This window comes from Paenibacillus sp. G34 (assembly GCF_056856875.1).
Genome location: NZ_CM166469.1, coordinates 3,865,440 through 3,880,082, shown reverse-complemented (window position 1 = coordinate 3,880,082; position 14,643 = coordinate 3,865,440). Strand labels below are relative to the sequence as shown.

General features: G+C 46.2%; 15 protein-coding genes. 10 read left to right on the top strand and 5 right to left on the bottom strand.

What is annotated here, in order from left to right; all coding sequences use genetic code 11:
• Positions 1–31: 31 nt before the first annotated feature.
• The 10 genes from AC1VYS_RS17470 to AC1VYS_RS17425 all read left to right on the top strand — a co-directional run bounded on the left by AC1VYS_RS17470 (position 32) and on the right by AC1VYS_RS17425 (position 9,864).
• Complete coding sequence (locus AC1VYS_RS17470; protein WP_482910769.1) at positions 32–562, top strand: DUF5590 domain-containing protein; 531 nt, start codon at positions 32–34, stop codon at positions 560–562.
• A 325-nt stretch (positions 563–887) separates the two neighbouring features.
• Complete coding sequence (locus tag AC1VYS_RS17465; protein WP_482910768.1) at positions 888–1,415, top strand: hypothetical protein; 528 nt, start codon at positions 888–890, stop codon at positions 1,413–1,415.
• Positions 1,408–2,910 carry an AAA family ATPase gene (locus AC1VYS_RS17460; protein WP_482910767.1) on the top strand — a complete coding sequence of 501 codons (1,503 nt, stop codon included), beginning with the start codon at positions 1,408–1,410 and terminating at the stop codon, positions 2,908–2,910. The genes AC1VYS_RS17465 and AC1VYS_RS17460 overlap by 8 nt, the downstream gene beginning before the upstream one ends.
• Before the next feature lie 133 nt (positions 2,911–3,043).
• Positions 3,044–3,916, top strand: coding sequence for a 3-hydroxyacyl-CoA dehydrogenase family protein (locus AC1VYS_RS17455; RefSeq protein ID WP_482910766.1), 873 nt, complete (start codon positions 3,044–3,046; stop codon positions 3,914–3,916).
• Complete coding sequence (locus tag AC1VYS_RS17450) at positions 3,913–5,118, top strand: acetate/propionate family kinase (protein WP_482910765.1); 1,206 nt, start codon at positions 3,913–3,915, stop codon at positions 5,116–5,118. The genes AC1VYS_RS17455 and AC1VYS_RS17450 overlap by 4 nt, the downstream gene beginning before the upstream one ends.
• Before the next feature lie 102 nt (positions 5,119–5,220).
• Positions 5,221–6,516 carry an asparagine--tRNA ligase gene (asnS, locus tag AC1VYS_RS17445; RefSeq protein ID WP_482910764.1) on the top strand — a complete coding sequence of 432 codons (1,296 nt, stop codon included), beginning with the start codon at positions 5,221–5,223 and terminating at the stop codon, positions 6,514–6,516.
• A gap of 20 nt (positions 6,517–6,536) precedes the next feature.
• Complete coding sequence (locus AC1VYS_RS17440) at positions 6,537–7,241, top strand: DnaD domain protein (protein ID WP_482934390.1); 705 nt, start codon at positions 6,537–6,539, stop codon at positions 7,239–7,241.
• A gap of 314 nt (positions 7,242–7,555) precedes the next feature.
• Complete coding sequence (locus AC1VYS_RS17435) at positions 7,556–8,056, top strand: RNA polymerase sigma factor (RefSeq protein ID WP_482910762.1); 501 nt, start codon at positions 7,556–7,558, stop codon at positions 8,054–8,056.
• Positions 8,049–8,501 carry a hypothetical protein gene (locus AC1VYS_RS17430; RefSeq protein ID WP_482910761.1) on the top strand — a complete coding sequence of 151 codons (453 nt, stop codon included), beginning with the start codon at positions 8,049–8,051 and terminating at the stop codon, positions 8,499–8,501. The genes AC1VYS_RS17435 and AC1VYS_RS17430 overlap by 8 nt, the downstream gene beginning before the upstream one ends.
• Before the next feature lie 28 nt (positions 8,502–8,529).
• The gene (locus tag AC1VYS_RS17425; RefSeq protein WP_482910760.1) at positions 8,530–9,864 is read left to right on the top strand and encodes a multi-tm2 domain protein; all 1,335 of its coding nucleotides are present in this window, start codon (positions 8,530–8,532) and stop codon (positions 9,862–9,864) included.
• Between the two features lie 77 nt (positions 9,865–9,941).
• Here AC1VYS_RS17425 and AC1VYS_RS17420 read toward each other — a convergent pair whose 3' ends face one another.
• The 5 genes from AC1VYS_RS17420 to AC1VYS_RS17400 are packed head-to-tail and all read right to left on the bottom strand — an operon-like array spanning position 9,942 to position 14,639.
• Positions 9,942–10,595: a methylthioribulose 1-phosphate dehydratase gene (locus tag AC1VYS_RS17420; protein WP_482910759.1), complete on the bottom strand. Its 654-nt coding sequence runs from the start codon at positions 10,593–10,595 to the stop codon at positions 9,942–9,944.
• A 2-nt stretch (positions 10,596–10,597) separates the two neighbouring features.
• A complete protein-coding gene (locus tag AC1VYS_RS17415) occupies positions 10,598–11,275 on the bottom strand; it encodes a 2-hydroxy-3-keto-5-methylthiopentenyl-1-phosphate phosphatase (RefSeq protein WP_482910758.1) in 678 nt (225 codons plus the stop codon).
• Positions 11,272–12,495 carry a 2,3-diketo-5-methylthiopentyl-1-phosphate enolase gene (locus AC1VYS_RS17410; RefSeq protein ID WP_482910757.1) on the bottom strand — a complete coding sequence of 408 codons (1,224 nt, stop codon included), beginning with the start codon at positions 12,493–12,495 and terminating at the stop codon, positions 11,272–11,274. Before AC1VYS_RS17410 ends, AC1VYS_RS17415 begins: the two co-directional genes overlap by 4 nt.
• Positions 12,488–13,354 carry a pyrroline-5-carboxylate reductase gene (gene proC, locus AC1VYS_RS17405; protein ID WP_482910756.1) on the bottom strand — a complete coding sequence of 289 codons (867 nt, stop codon included), beginning with the start codon at positions 13,352–13,354 and terminating at the stop codon, positions 12,488–12,490. Before proC ends, AC1VYS_RS17410 begins: the two co-directional genes overlap by 8 nt.
• Positions 13,355–13,391: 37 nt before the next feature.
• Complete coding sequence (locus AC1VYS_RS17400) at positions 13,392–14,639, bottom strand: glutamate-5-semialdehyde dehydrogenase (protein ID WP_482910755.1); 1,248 nt, start codon at positions 14,637–14,639, stop codon at positions 13,392–13,394.
• Between the last annotated feature and the right edge of the window lie 4 nt (positions 14,640–14,643).

Below are 14,643 nucleotides of genomic sequence, written 5' to 3'. Positions count from 1 at the left end.
CCGCAGTTTTTAGGGAAAGGAAGTTCAACTCTTGAAGAAAAAAAAGAAGTGGATTTGGATATCGCTGCTCATTCTCGTTCTGATCCTGTTTGGACTTCAGCAATATTACATCTACGTCACGCAGGATCAGCGTCAGGAAGAGGCATTGGCGATTCAAGCGGCCCAAAGCCAGTTGGGAGTTACATCACCCGATGAGCTGCGAAAGTACGTGTGGGGCGAAAAGAGTGATGCTGACAACATCTACTGGACGATGACAGCCAAAAACAAAGATAATCAAGATATCATGGTCTGGGTCAAGTTTGATAATAACAATCAGCCTGTAGAAGGCACTGCAGGAGTACACAGTGAGTTACTGCAGAACGGTATGTCGGAAACGCAGATTCGTAACCGATTCAGCTCTGACGTGCCGGGTGGTGAGATCAAACGGATCATGCCAGGTGTCGTGAATAATATTTACGTATGGCAAGTGTACTATAACGATGATACGCATAATTATTATCGTTTTTATCGGTTTAGCAATGGAGAGCAAGTAGATTTGGTATATACGTTACCGAATAGCTAACCTCGTCAGTACTCTGGTCTGATCAAAAGAACTTCAATTCAAATTCGTTTCTCATAACAATAAGCAAAAAACCGGCAGACGGGATACCGACTGAACCGGTTTTTTCGCATTCCAATCATCGGATGAGATTTAAATAGTTAAAATTAATAATTTATTCATATTTTCACCTTCGATATTGTATATACGATATGATATACTCATTTATGTACTGAAATTAATGACAAACGCAAATAAATCTGCAATTAACGTTGCAGACAAACATGTACAGCTAAATATATAAGCCTGTAGAACGAGGATAGGCTCATTTTTGGGAGGGGTAATTCATTTGAAGCTGAAAGTATTGCCTATTGTTCTTACTGCCGTTGTTTCTGCCGTCCTGTTATTTGGAGGTTGGTTCTTATATCGTCAAGTAGCAGTACAAAGTCCGATTGAAAAGATGGTGACTCAGTACGAAGGTGTGAACAGTGTTCAGTTAACTATTAACCGTAATGATGTGCAAATGAAACTTGATTTGAAGCCAAATGTAGATTTGGGTAGATTGGTTCAATATATTCATAGAGAAGGCCAGAACCTGATCGGCTCGCGTGCGTTAAAACTAGACGTCGTGGACCACTCCAATGAAGCACTGGAAAACTGGTGGGGGGATGCCATGTTTACGGTAGCTCAAGCGATGGAGAACAAACAATATGCCGAAATTACACCGACGTTGTCGAAGATGGCAACGGGGGGAATCAAAGTTAATACAGCGATGGATGACAACAATGTTTATGTGAGTCTGCGAGACGGAGAAGCCAGCAAGTTCATTATACTGCCGCGTGTACCCGGTCAGATAGGAGTGTGGCCTAATGCCTAAATGGACAAAAGAAGCAGCCATAGGATTTGTTCCAGTTGTAATCATTTTTCTTGCTTTTATCGGTGTGAATATGGTTCCGATTTTGATTGCTGCATTGCTGGTTGGTGGTTTGTTATTCATGATGCAGATGCGCGGCGGAATTACGGTAGGAGCTGGACAAGAGCGTAAACGGAAGAAAAAAGGACCTTCCAAATTAACATTTGAAGAAATTGGTGGTCAGGATAGTGCCAAGCAAGAGTTAAGAGAGGCGCTTGACTTTCTAATCCGTCATGAAGAAATCCAAAAGTTCGGGATAAGACCAATGAAAGGCATTTTGCTGACGGGCCCTCCGGGAACAGGGAAAACATTGATGGCTAAAGCAGCGGCTCACTACACGGATTCGGTTTTCGTCGCTGCATCAGGCAGTGAGTTTGTCGAAATGTATGTAGGTGTAGGTGCCAGCAGAATTCGAGACTTGTTTAAGGATGCCCGAACACGGGCTGCGAAGGAAAACAAGGAGAATGCTATCATTTTTATCGATGAGATTGATGTGATCGGCGGTAAACGTGAAGGGGGCCAGCAGCGCGAGTATGATCAGACCTTAAATCAGTTGCTGACCGAAATGGACGGAATCTATACTTCCGATACGCCTAGAATATTGCTGATTGCGGCTACTAACCGCAAAGAGATGCTGGATAGTGCGTTAACTCGCCCAGGGCGTTTTGACCGTCATATTCAGGTGGATTTACCTGACAAAAAGGGCAGAAAACACATTCTGGAGTTGCATGCCGTCAACAAACCGCTGACACAGGAAGTGAATCTGGAAAAAACGGCGGAAGAGTCTTACGGATTCTCAGGTGCACAGCTCGAAAGTGTCATGAATGAAGCAGCGATCTATGCGATGCGTGAGGGTTTGCTTACCATCGAACAGCGTCATTTATCTCTTGCGATTGATAAAGTGATGATGGGTGAGAAAACCGATCGTGAGTCAAGTGTCGAGGAAAAGAAAAGAGTAGCCATTCATGAACTGGGACATGCCATTATGGCAGAGCTTGTGCGCCCTGGAAGTGTAAGTCAGGTAGCACTTAGTCCACGTGGACAGGCTCTAGGTTATGTGCGTCATAACCCGCAGCAGGAGCAGTTTCTATATACGAAACGTTTCCTAGAGGAGCAAATCATGATTGCACTGGGTGGTGCAGCAGCGGAAGAGATGTACTACGGCGGGCGTTCCACTGGTTCGCGCAATGACTTTGAACAGGCGACGAATGTGGTACAGACGATGATGGCATCGGGTTTGACGTCACTTGGAATTGTGAATATGGATATGGTAACTACCGAAGAGCTAATGCGTGAAAATAAAGTCATTCTCCAGGAACTGATGGAGCAGACGAAACGCCGGCTTGAAGAGCAACGGTCAATTTTCGACAATTCTCTCGATATTCTGATGCGGGAGGAAGTTTTGTCAGGAGAACAATTTCGTTGTCAATTTCGTGACAGTGCACGTTTACCAGCATAATTTCTTTATGCTGGTTATTTTTTTTTACATTTCAGTCGTGCTAAGATATTATTAGTTGTTGGGTCGAAATTTGTAATTTTCGGCGAACAGGGTACAATAGAGAAATAGAGAACCGAAAGGATGGAGCAGAACCATGTTTTTCAAAAAAATAGGAGTTGTCGGCGGCGGTACGATGGGGCAAGGAATTTCCCAGATGCTCGCAGCCAAAGGACTTGATGTGCTTCTGGTGGAACACACGACGAAGAAGCTTGATCATGCATATGACATGATTGAAACAAATTTGGATAAACAGCTTGAGAAATGGGCGATTACCAAAGCGGAGAAGAAATTGATTCTCTCCCGCATTACGAAAGTAGCACACTTGGCTGAACTGGGCTCTTGCGATATGGTTATTGAAACGATCTCGGAAGATCTGGAAGCTAAAAAAGCAGTCTTTAATCAATTGGATCAAGTATGTCCAAGCAATGTGATTTTGGCAAGTAATACGTCCACGCTGAGTTTGACCGAGCTTGCAAGCTCGACCAAGTACCCAGAGCGTGTTATTGGTATGCACTTTATTCACCCGGTATCCCGGGTTGATCTTGTAGAGATTATTCGTGGACTGAAAACGTCGGATACTACATTTGAAGAAACTCGCCGTTTTGTTGAAGAAGTTGTAGATAAAAAAGGCGTTATGATTTATGAATCCCCTGGGTTTGTAACTTCCCGTCTGATCTGCCTGCTGATCAACGAAGCGCTGCACGTTCTGCAAGAAGGTGTAGCTTCTGCTGAAGACATCGATGATGCAATGCGTATCGGTTATAACTTCCAGCATGGACCACTCGAAATGGCTGACCGTTTCGGACTTGATTCCGTTGAAGCAGCTCTTGAAAGAATGTTCCGTGAATTCGGAGAACTGAAATATCGTCCTTCGATTGTCCTGAAGAAAATGGTGCGTGCAGGTCATCTGGGCGTGAAAGCAGGAGAAGGATTCTTCAAGTACGACAAGGATGGTGACCGGCTGTGAATATACTCGTAATTAATGCGGGGAGTTCCTCGCTCAAATATCAATTGTATAATATGGAAGATGAGTCTGTGCTTGCAAAAGGATTGGTAGAGCGGATCGGAATGGATTCTTCCATTCTGACGCATAAGCCGACTGGGCGTGAAGAAGTTACGGAAGTTAGTGAAATTTTGGAACATACAACTGCAATCCGTAAAGTCATTGATCTTTTGACAGATAAAGAACACGGTGTAGTTGCTTCCGTTAGCGAAATCCAGGCCGTAGGTCACCGTGTAGTACACGGCGGTGAAGCGTTTAAAGAATCCTCACTGGTAGACGACGCTGCAAAAACCGAAATCCGTCGTTTGTTTGACCTTGCTCCACTGCATAACCCAGCTGCAATGATGGGTATTCGTGCGGCTGAGGCGAATATGCCAGGTGTGCCTCAAGTTATGGTATTTGATACAGCATTCCACCAAACGATGCCTGAGCACGCGTATCTGTATGCTATTCCTCGCGTACTTTACAAAAAATATAAAGTACGTCGTTACGGTGCACACGGAACATCGCATGATTATGTAAGCAAAGCGGCAGCCGAGTATCTTGGCCGTCCACTAGAAGATTTGAAAATTATCACTTGTCACGTAGGTAACGGTGGTAGTGTGACTGCTGTTAAAGGCGGCGTATCTGTGGATACATCGATGGGTATGACTCCGCTTGAAGGTTTGATGATGGGAACACGCAGTGGTGACCTTGATCCAGCGATTGTACCTTATGTTATGAACAAGGAAGAACTTAGCGTAAGCGAAGTTAGCTCCATGTTGAACAAACACAGTGGACTTCTGGCGATTTCCGGAATCAGCAGTGATATGCGTGAAATTACAGAAGGCATGGAGAAAGGTGAGCCGAACTCAACGCTTGCTTTTGAAATGTACGAATACCGCTTGCGTAAATACATTGGTTCGTATGCTGCGGCAATGAACGGTGTAGACGTGATTGTGTTTACTGCAGGTGTCGGGGAAAACTCCGTTGTTCTTCGCCAAAAAGTGTGTGAGCAACTGACTTACCTTGGTGTTGAACTCGACGATGCATTGAATGCAATTCGTTCGGGTGAACCGCGCCGTATCACAACAGAGAATTCAAAAGTAGATGTTCTTGTAGTGCCTACGAATGAAGAATTGGTTATTGCACGTGATACCCACCGAATCGTATTGAATTCTAAGTAATCTAACTGTAAAGTAAATACAGGATGACAAGGAAGTGCAGAGGGCAGGGTTACACCTGTCCGCTGCATTTTCAAATTTATGGAACCAAGGGGAGATGTGGACATGGATACGAATTGTGTAATTCGTAATGTGAATGAGCATGTGGGTGAGACGGTAACCATCGGCGCCTGGATTAATAACAAACGCTCCAGCGGTAAAATTCAGTTTTTGCAACTGCGTGATGGAACGGGATATATTCAAGGTGTTGTAGTGAAGAGTGAAGTTAGCGAAGACATTTGGAATGATGCAAAAAGTTTGACGCAAGAGAGTTCTGTCTATGTTACAGGTATTATCCGTGAAGAGCCGCGTAGTACATCTGGATACGAGATGACCGTTACTGGGGTTCAAATCATCCATCTAACTGAAAACTATCCGATTACACCGAAAGAGCACGGTGTTGATTTCTTGATGGATCATCGTCATCTGTGGCTTCGTTCGACCAAGCAACGTGCCGTAATGGTGATTCGTGCAGAGATTATTCGCGCCGTCCAGCAGTTTTTTGATGGTAACGGATTCACGCAGGTAGACCCGCCGATTTTGACACCTTCATCTGCTGAAGGAACAACGAACCTATTCCATATCAAGTATTTTGATGAGGATGCATATCTGACGCAAAGTGGACAACTGTATATGGAAGCCGCGGCTATGGCACTGGGCAAAGTGTATTCCTTCGGTCCAACGTTCCGTGCTGAGAAATCCAAAACACGTCGTCACTTGATTGAGTTCTGGATGATTGAGCCGGAGATGGCATTTGTCGATCACGAGGAAAGCTTGCGCGTGCAAGAGAAATTCATCGCACATGTCGTTCAATCTGTGGTGAAAAATTGCCGTGCAGAGCTGGAGTCCATCGGACGTGACGTTTCTAAACTGGAAGGCATTACAGCTCCGTTCCCTCGTATTACGTATGACGAAGCGATTGAGTTCTTGAATGGACAAGGTTTTGACATTCCTTGGGGCGAAGATTTCGGTGCACCTCATGAAACAGCGATTGCGGAAAAATACAACACTCCTGTATTTATTACGCACTACCCGGCTGGAATCAAAGCGTTTTACATGAAACCAGATCCTACTCGCCCTGAAGTTGTTCTCTGTGCGGACATGATTGCACCGGAAGGATATGGTGAGATCATTGGTGGATCGCAGCGTATCGATGATCCAGAACTGATGCAACAGCGTTTTGAGGAGCACAACCTTTCGGATGAAGCGTACCAGTGGTACCTGGATCTGCGTAAATATGGATCGGTTCCTCACTCCGGTTTCGGTCTGGGATTGGAGCGGACGGTAGCTTGGATCTGTGGACTTGACCATGTTCGTGAGACTATTGCATTCCCTCGTATGCTCTATCGTCTGTACCCTTAATGTTGAACGGAAAAGAATATATGGAAGACATGTCCTCCAAAGCTTGGGTAAGTGGAGCTGCCTATGGTATGGCCGCAGGTACAGCTCAATTGCCGTATGCCTTATTGCGTTTTTATCATCAACTGGGTTTATCCGATTCAGAGGTACTGCTTCTGATTCAGTTGCTGGGTTTCCGTCAGGCAGAATTCAATGAATTCCCAACTCTCGAAGAGCTTGCATCTCGGATGGGACTGGCTCCCGAAGGCATTGCCAGAATGCTGCAGCGTCTGATGAGGGATGGTTATATTACCATCGATGAGCATCGGGACGAAGAGCGGGATATTCAGTATGAACGTTATGACTTGCACGGCTTGTATGCCAAGCTTGCCATGTGTACTGCGGAAGAAGCATCACAAGCCCGATCTGAACAACAAAAAAGCAACGCTTCACGTCTAGATTCGAACAGTGTTCAAAAAGAAGAGGAAGAGCGAAATATGTTCTCTATTTTTGAAAAGGAATTTGGTCGACCTCTATCGCCAATGGAGTGTGAGACGATATCCAGCTGGCTGGATCAGGATCGCTATCAGGAAGAACTGATTCTGATGGCTTTGAAGGAAGCTGTGTTTGCAGGGAAAGTGCATTTCAGGTACATTGACCGAATTTTGCTGGAGTGGAGCAGGAATCGTGTCAAAAATGTGCAGGATGCCAAAGCGTATACGCAACGTTTCCGCAATGGCGGACGTTAATTTAATAAACAGGCCAGAAGTCATTCTGTGCCTGTTTTTTTGATATTATTTGGTTCCATAATACATTGGATTGCCAATATATTTTATTTTCTAGTCTATATCACGTTTCTATTGAGGAAATTTAATTGCTTAATTAGGCTTCTGTAGGATCAAAGAATATAACTAGAATATGGCATTGGGAGACTATTTATAAAAAGTTAATAAAAATTGCAGGGGTCAGTTGACCAGTCGTCGTCTATAGAAGTGGAGAGGAGGGGAGAGTTATTGACGAAGCGCTAATAATTGAACAAATCCGTCAAGGGGATGCATCCCTAATGAGAATTCTGATCGACAAATACAGCCAACATGTCTATCATGTTGCGTATTCTGTCTTACGTAACGATCAGGATGCACAGGATGCGGCTCAGGAGGCGTTCATTCAGATTTATAAATCTCTCCCCGATTACCGATCCGAAGGGTTCAAGACGTGGATATCACGTATTGCTTTTCACAAGGCTATTGATGCCAAACGCAAACTGGGCAGGAGAATTGCTGAAGATCTGGGCGGAGATGAAATGGTAGTAAATCTGCCAGGACGGGATGAAGACGTTCTAACCCGTATCATTCGTGAAGAACAACAGGAGAAACTTCGTGAACGAATTAATCGGCTACCGGCCCAGCACCGTGACATTATTACCGCGTATTATTTGAGCGAGAAAAACTATGAGCAAATTGCCCATGAGGCTCAGGTGGCTGTAAAAACGGTAGAATCAAGGTTATACCGAGCCAGACAGTGGATTCGAAATCATTGGAAGGAGGAGGAATGGCGTGAGTAAAAAAGAGATGTATACCGTACAGCAGTGGACGGACTATATTGAAGGCCGAATTAGCGGCAATCAAGCAGTCCGGATGGAGCAGTTGCTGTTGAGCGAACCAGATGAGATGGCAAGATATCTTGTAGCTTTGGAGTCGAAGCAAGATTACCCTGCATTACCGAATTCAGATGATTTTACAAATTCCGTGATGAATCGAATTGAGAGCTTGGCTTCTAATGGCAAAGCGCGTAATTCTCGAGGCGGACGGAACCGCAGATGGTTTGAACATCGAGCATTTCATTACGCCGTGGCAGCCTGTTTGACATTGATTTTTCTCTCTTCCGGACTGTTCGACAGGGTGGCTCCTTATCATAAATTCCAAGAAGGTGACACTGCAGGTTCATTTACTCAGAAATGGACGGAGGCAGCTACCTCATGGCTCGATAACTTTAAACCCAAACCTTGATTAGTCTTAAATGGCCTGAATAGAAAGGATGACGACTGTGCATTCAGATCGTAATAAACTACTTGCATTTTTATTAAACCTGTTTCCCGGGCTTGGGTTCCTCTATTGGCGACGAACGGTTCGGGCTGTAGTTTACCCGTTGTTATTCTTCGGAACAGGAATAGGTTTTTTTATGCTGGCCTATTTGGTCGGTGACAAGGATTTATTAATCGTTGGACTGTTGGGGTTGCTCTTTGTCTGGTGTCTTAGTATGCTCGACATGATCATTGTGCTACTCTCTGCACCTCCAATTAGAGAAACGTATTACAACGGACAAGGCATGTACTATGGCAATCCTCCCGCACATCCTCAAGGTTCTGCTTATCCCGAGGGTTATGTTAGACAGCAAGAATCAATGGGACCGAGAAGTGAGGATGACATTCATCATCAGGATGCTGAGAGTCAGCATGAATATGCTGGATATGCCGGTGGAACAGCTCATGCTGGGCCCCACCCCATGTACCGAAAGGGCAGTGAAGGGGAACGTTTTTTCACGATTCTGCTCTCGTTTGTTCCTGGTCTTGGGCATCTGCATCTTGGATTGCTTCACCGCGGATTGTCCTTCCTGATCGCATTTTTTGGTTCATTTGCCATGATGGTTTTTGTATCAGCCATCACCAACGAATCTATATTTTTGATGTTTCTACTCATTCTACCTGTGATCTGGGTATATTGTATGTTCGATGCAGTTCAGCATGTACATCGCAAACAGGCTGGTGAAGTGCTGCAGGATCGAACGTTATTTGAAGAGCTCGAGACAGGCCGAATTATGGGGAAACGCAGCAAAGTGCTGGCTACACTGCTTTCCGCTTTTCCGGGAGCAGGACATATGTATCTCGGATTGCAAAAAAGAGGCCTGCAGTTGATGTTCCTATTCCTTGGCAGCATCTACATTCTGGATTTGCTCCGCCTGTCCGTATTTTTGTTTATGATTCCACTGATTTGGTTCTATAGTTTCTTCGACGGACTTCAGTGCTCCAGTCGGTATGGACGTGAACAGCTTAGCGATCAGCCGATCTTCAAAGACTGGGTACGGTATCAACGATTCATTGGATTCGGGATCGCGGCACTCGGTTTGTATTATTTAACGATCCGCCTGATTATCCCGCAACTAAACGAGATGTTCCCGAATGTGTTCCTGTCATATGAGATTCGTTCCTATTTAAATACGGTTATTGTTTCATTTTTGCTCATCTTTGGTGGGGTAAAGTTGTTATTTGGAAAACAGCGTGAATCTACTGCTGTAGCAGGGATTTCTAGTACGGATCGTACGAAGGATGAGGAGTTGGAAAGTCTCTTTTTGTTCAAGGATCGGGATAAATGATGAACATTATACAAGAAACGGTATTAAAGCAAAACACACCAAGGCGATCTAAAGCCATTGGTGTGTTTTTTGATATTCTATTTTTGTACGCCTTTTAGCAAAAGCTGACGGTACATCACTTCAAACAAAAATTCAAAGGCTTCCAAATGACGCTTCGCTTCAAAGGCATCTTTACCCCACGCATAGATTCCGTGGTTACGCAGCAGGATTCCAGGAACGCTCGCATCTAGTACACCCGGGACCAACTCAGCGATGGAAGGTATATGTGCGAAGTTAGGCAGAACAGGAACACGAATGGCTGCATTTTCTTCCCAAATGTTAAAGGCTTTGATCAATTCAATGCCCTGAATCGGTACATGACCCTCGTCACCAAAAAATTCACTGATCAAGTTGTTAAACACGGTATGCACGTGGAACACTGCGCCGCAACCCGTCAAACGATAAATTTCACAGTGAATCAACGTTTCGGCGCTTGGCTTCAACGTAGTTGCTTCGATCGCTTTGCCTTCCTTATCAACAAAAAGAAAATCTTCCGGCGTACGCAAAGACTTATCTTTACCTGAGGCGGTCACTGCAAAATAAAATTGTTCCGGGTCAAAGTCACCTACCCGCATGGACAGGTTGCCGCTTGTGCCGGGAAACCAGTTCCGGCTTGCGAATAAAGCTTTGACATCCGCCAGTTCTTCGAGAACCTGACGTTTACGTTCCAGTGTAATCTTTTCAAAACCCATGTCTAAAGCACTCCTTGTAATTTCTTCTGCTTCATATCTTCGATGATGTCATAAAAGGTCGTAAACGGCACATGATCTACACCAAGTTCTACACATTTATCCGTTAGAATGGAGCGGGAGTAGACCAGGTCCGCAATTTTAGCTCCTTCGAAGTCCGTCAGGCTGTCTCCGATCAGAATCCGGTTGTACTGTTCTTCCGGGAACGTGCGGATTACGGTCGTTTTACACATCCCGCAGCCGTTATTGCAAGGAGGCTGACAAGGATGCGGCCATTCAATACGAATATATTCACCAGAGAAATCTGCACCGTTGCAGTAGACATGATCCTGCGGAATGTCGAATGGAGCAAGTAAAGGTTCGATGAAAAAGTCCATGCCACCGCTGGTCACATTGAATTCGATGCCTTCGCTGCGAACATAATCCAGGAATGCTTGGAATCCTTCTCGGATGCCTGCTTGTCCGAGGACAAATTCGACAATTTCGTTTTTTTGCGAAGAGGGCAGGAGAGCAAACATTGCTCCAACCCCTTCGCGCAGAGATACTTTTTGTTCAATGGTATCTTTCATGATGGCATCAATGCCTTCTGGTTTGAAGTGTTTCATAATGGCTACAATGTTGTCTGAGAGTGTAATCGTTCCATCAAAATCACAGAAAATCGCTGTTTTCTTATCTGATCTCATCGTTCTCCACCCCACAGATCAAGTGCGCTTTTCAGCTCGGGGTGCTCGGAAGCATACTCGGCCAGTGGAATGGAGCGCCCAGCGGCTTCAATGGCTTGCAGGAACGCACGTCCACCTGCTTCGGTTCCCATGGGATGTCCGTGAATTCCGCCCCCGGCATTGACAATCACATCCTTGCCGAAGTCTCTCAGAATCATCGGAACAAGTCCTGGATGGATTCCTGCTGAAGGCACGGGCATACTTGTTCTTACAGGTAGATCGGATGTGAGCAATTGCTCAGTGATCGCCATATTTTCTTCCTTCGGCATCGTAACCGAGCCGTAAGGTGAAGGGAAGAGCACGAGATCAGCACCGGCGAGACGCATTAACTGTCCCAATACGACGGACGCGGAAATACCGTAATGCGGTGATGGATACAAGGCACCGGCAAGTGCAGGGTGAGCCATGATGGGCACATTGATGTCAGGATCACTGCTTAGTTCGTGCAGCACATCATAACCATAGGACAGCACATTGAAGAGCAACGCATTGGCTCCTGCGCCGATGGCACGTTCAGCCTGTTGTTTCAAACGGGAGGTAGGTCCCGTCAAATTAGTGGCGTATAGAAGTTTTTTGCCTGTTTCTTGGCGAGCCTGTTCGGCCGCCTTCATGCAGACTTCCACTCTTTTTTCAATCGGTGTAAGTTTATTCTCAAACAAGATTTCGTCATCTTTGATCAGATCAACGCCGCCAAGAGCTTGACGGATAAACTGTTCCCGTAGTTCTTCCGCATTCAGTCCAATAACGGATTTGAAGATACTCATCAGTAAAGGACGATCATGAACCCCGAGCAGATCCCGCACACCGTTCAGGCCAAATTTGGGTCCCGGGAAAGCGCGCAGGAATCCATCTGAAAATCCGAGATGGTTCAGTTTGATGCGCCCATCCATCGAAATTTTACCGAAGACGGTGACAAGCAAAGCAGGGATATCTTGACTAAAGTTGATATCTGGATATCCAATGGTGATATCTGCATAGCGCTCTCCGGCTGTTAATCCTTCCGCTTCATGAACCTCGACCTTGATCACTTCACCCAGATGTTTTTGCATTGCCTCACGCCGCGCCTGAGGCAACTCGGTCCAGCTGCCGACGGTCATTCCGATGGCAATGGATTGGGCCTTTTTGTGAAAATCAGCATGATCATCATGCAGACGATATGTGGCGGTACACATATTATTCATGTTTTAAATCTCCTTCCAGCGCAGCTCCCATCTCACGTGAACGCTCTGCACAGCGACCTACCGCTGCAATGACATTTTCAAAGAAGTCTCCTTCATCCAGCGTTTTCAGGGCTGCTTGCGTTGCACCTCCAGGTGAGGTGACATCACTGCGCAGCTTCATTGGTTCCATGCCTGTCTGTTGTACCATCCGTGCTGCGCCCAGCACAGTCTGAACAGTAAGGTCACGGGACTGCTGACTAGACAAGCCGCCTCGGATTCCCGCAGCAATCATAGCCTCCATAAGATAGTAGACGTAAGCAGGTCCACTGCCCGAAATTCCAGTGAGAACTTCGAGTTTATCTTCTGGCACGATGGTTACGATCCCTACGGCTTCGAAGAGGGTCATCACTGTACTACGCTGTTCATCGGTAATCTCCGCAGAGAAAGCAAGTCCGGTGGCACCAAGTCCGATCGTGCTGGAGGTATTGGGCATCGTTCTTGCAATCGGCTGTTTTCGGCCAAGCAGGCTCTGCATCGTACGAATCGATAGTCCAGCTATAACGGATACGATTAGCTGGTTTGGGGACAAGAGGGGGCCCAGTTGACGCAGCGCAGCCGCGGCATCTTTCGGCTTCATACACAGCACGATAACCGGTGAGGAGGCAAGAAGATCAAGCGATTCTGAGGCTGTTCCTGTATGCACGGCATAACGAGTACTCAGTTCTTCCTGACGTTTCAAGTTGCTTCGATTCAGCATCGTAATATCCTGAGGACGAACGACAAGACGGGAAATGAGCCCACGTACAATGGCCTCAGCCATCGCACCTGCTCCGTGGAAAGTAATCTTTTGTTGTAATAGTGTCTGTTGCTCTTGGCTCATGTATATCGTTCCTCCTATATAACTGGTTACTCAAAAATTATTGACGAATCTGACCATTGCCTGTAATCCGGTATTTGCTGGACGTCAGTGCAGGCAGCCCCATTGGACCCCGTGCATGCAGCTTCTGTGTACTGATTCCAATCTCGGCACCGTATCCGAATTCGAATCCGTCGGTGAAACGAGTGGAAGCATTGTGATAGACAGCCGCCGCATCGACTTCTTGCATGAAGCGTTCCGCATGGGCAATATCGCGAGTTACGATACATTCGGAGTGTTTGGTTCCATAGTGTGCAATATGCTGCAGTGCTTCATCCAAATTTTCGACTACGCGGATGTTCAAAATATAATCGTTATATTCTGTTGCGTAATCCTCCTCTGTGGCTTCAAGCGCTGTCGGAACAAGACGACGAACTGTCTCACAGCCTTTCAGAACGACACTCGCTTCGCGGAAACGCTCTGCCAGAGCAGGTAAATGTTCTTCTGCGTAATTTGCATGCAGCAGCAGGGTTTCCATGGAGTTACATACCGATGGGCGCTGTGCTTTGGCATTGATAGCAATATCGGTCGCCATGGCTTCGTCTGCTGATTCATCCACATAGGTATGACAGATGCCAGCACCTGTCTCAATGACCGGTACGGTTGCATTCGCAACAACAGTACGGATGAGTGAAGCCCCACCGCGTGGGATGATGACATCCAGCAAACCGTTCAACTTGAGCATCTCGTCAACGGAAGCACGGTCCGCGTCCTCTACAAGTTGCAATGCATCGGCAGGCATGGCCGTTGTTGCCAGCGCTTGATGTAATACTTCAACTATTTTTCGATTGGAGGAGAGAGCAGAAGAGCCGCCGCGCAGAAGTACAGCATTGCCTGTTTTGAGACAAAGACCGGCAGCGTCAACCGTCACGTTAGGACGAGCTTCATAAATAATGCCAATCAGGCCGATCGGAACTCTAGATTTTTCGATGTGAAGGCCATTCGGACGTGTAAAAGTTTCCAGCACTTCGCCCACAGGATCGGGTAATTCCGCGATCTGACGTAAGCCTTCAGCGATGCCTGTGATGCGCTCTTTATTCAGTGCCAGACGATCCAGCATGGATTCAGGAGTGCCTTGTTCTCTGCCGCGATCCAGATCTTCCACATTTGCAGTAATGATGGCATCCGCCGAAGCAATCAAGGCGTCAGCCATAGTGCGCAGTGCGGCGTTCTTCTGTTCCGTACTCAGCCGATTTAATTGGGTGACGACAGCTTTGGCTTTATTTGCTTTTTCTCGAACTTCACTCATCTTA

Excerpts from the sequence above, each read along its gene's own strand:
- AC1VYS_RS17425 (WP_482910760.1), top strand. The coding sequence starts at position 8,530 with ATGACGACTGTGCATTCAGATCGTAATAAACTACTTGCATTTTTATTA.
- AC1VYS_RS17420 (WP_482910759.1), bottom strand. The coding sequence starts at position 10,595 with ATGGGTTTTGAAAAGATTACACTGGAACGTAAACGTCAGGTTCTCGAA.
- AC1VYS_RS17440 (WP_482934390.1), top strand. The coding sequence starts at position 6,537 with ATGGAAGACATGTCCTCCAAAGCTTGGGTAAGTGGAGCTGCCTATGGT.
- AC1VYS_RS17415 (WP_482910758.1), bottom strand. The coding sequence starts at position 11,275 with ATGAGATCAGATAAGAAAACAGCGATTTTCTGTGATTTTGATGGAACG.
- AC1VYS_RS17455 (WP_482910766.1), top strand. The coding sequence starts at position 3,044 with ATGTTTTTCAAAAAAATAGGAGTTGTCGGCGGCGGTACGATGGGGCAA.
- proC (WP_482910756.1), bottom strand. The coding sequence starts at position 13,354 with ATGAGCCAAGAGCAACAGACACTATTACAACAAAAGATTACTTTCCAC.
- AC1VYS_RS17435 (WP_482910762.1), top strand. The coding sequence starts at position 7,556 with ATGAGAATTCTGATCGACAAATACAGCCAACATGTCTATCATGTTGCG.
- AC1VYS_RS17410 (WP_482910757.1), bottom strand. The coding sequence starts at position 12,495 with ATGAATAATATGTGTACCGCCACATATCGTCTGCATGATGATCATGCT.
- AC1VYS_RS17400 (WP_482910755.1), bottom strand. The coding sequence starts at position 14,639 with ATGAGTGAAGTTCGAGAAAAAGCAAATAAAGCCAAAGCTGTCGTCACC.
- AC1VYS_RS17460 (WP_482910767.1), top strand. The coding sequence starts at position 1,408 with ATGCCTAAATGGACAAAAGAAGCAGCCATAGGATTTGTTCCAGTTGTA.
- asnS (WP_482910764.1), top strand. The coding sequence starts at position 5,221 with ATGGATACGAATTGTGTAATTCGTAATGTGAATGAGCATGTGGGTGAG.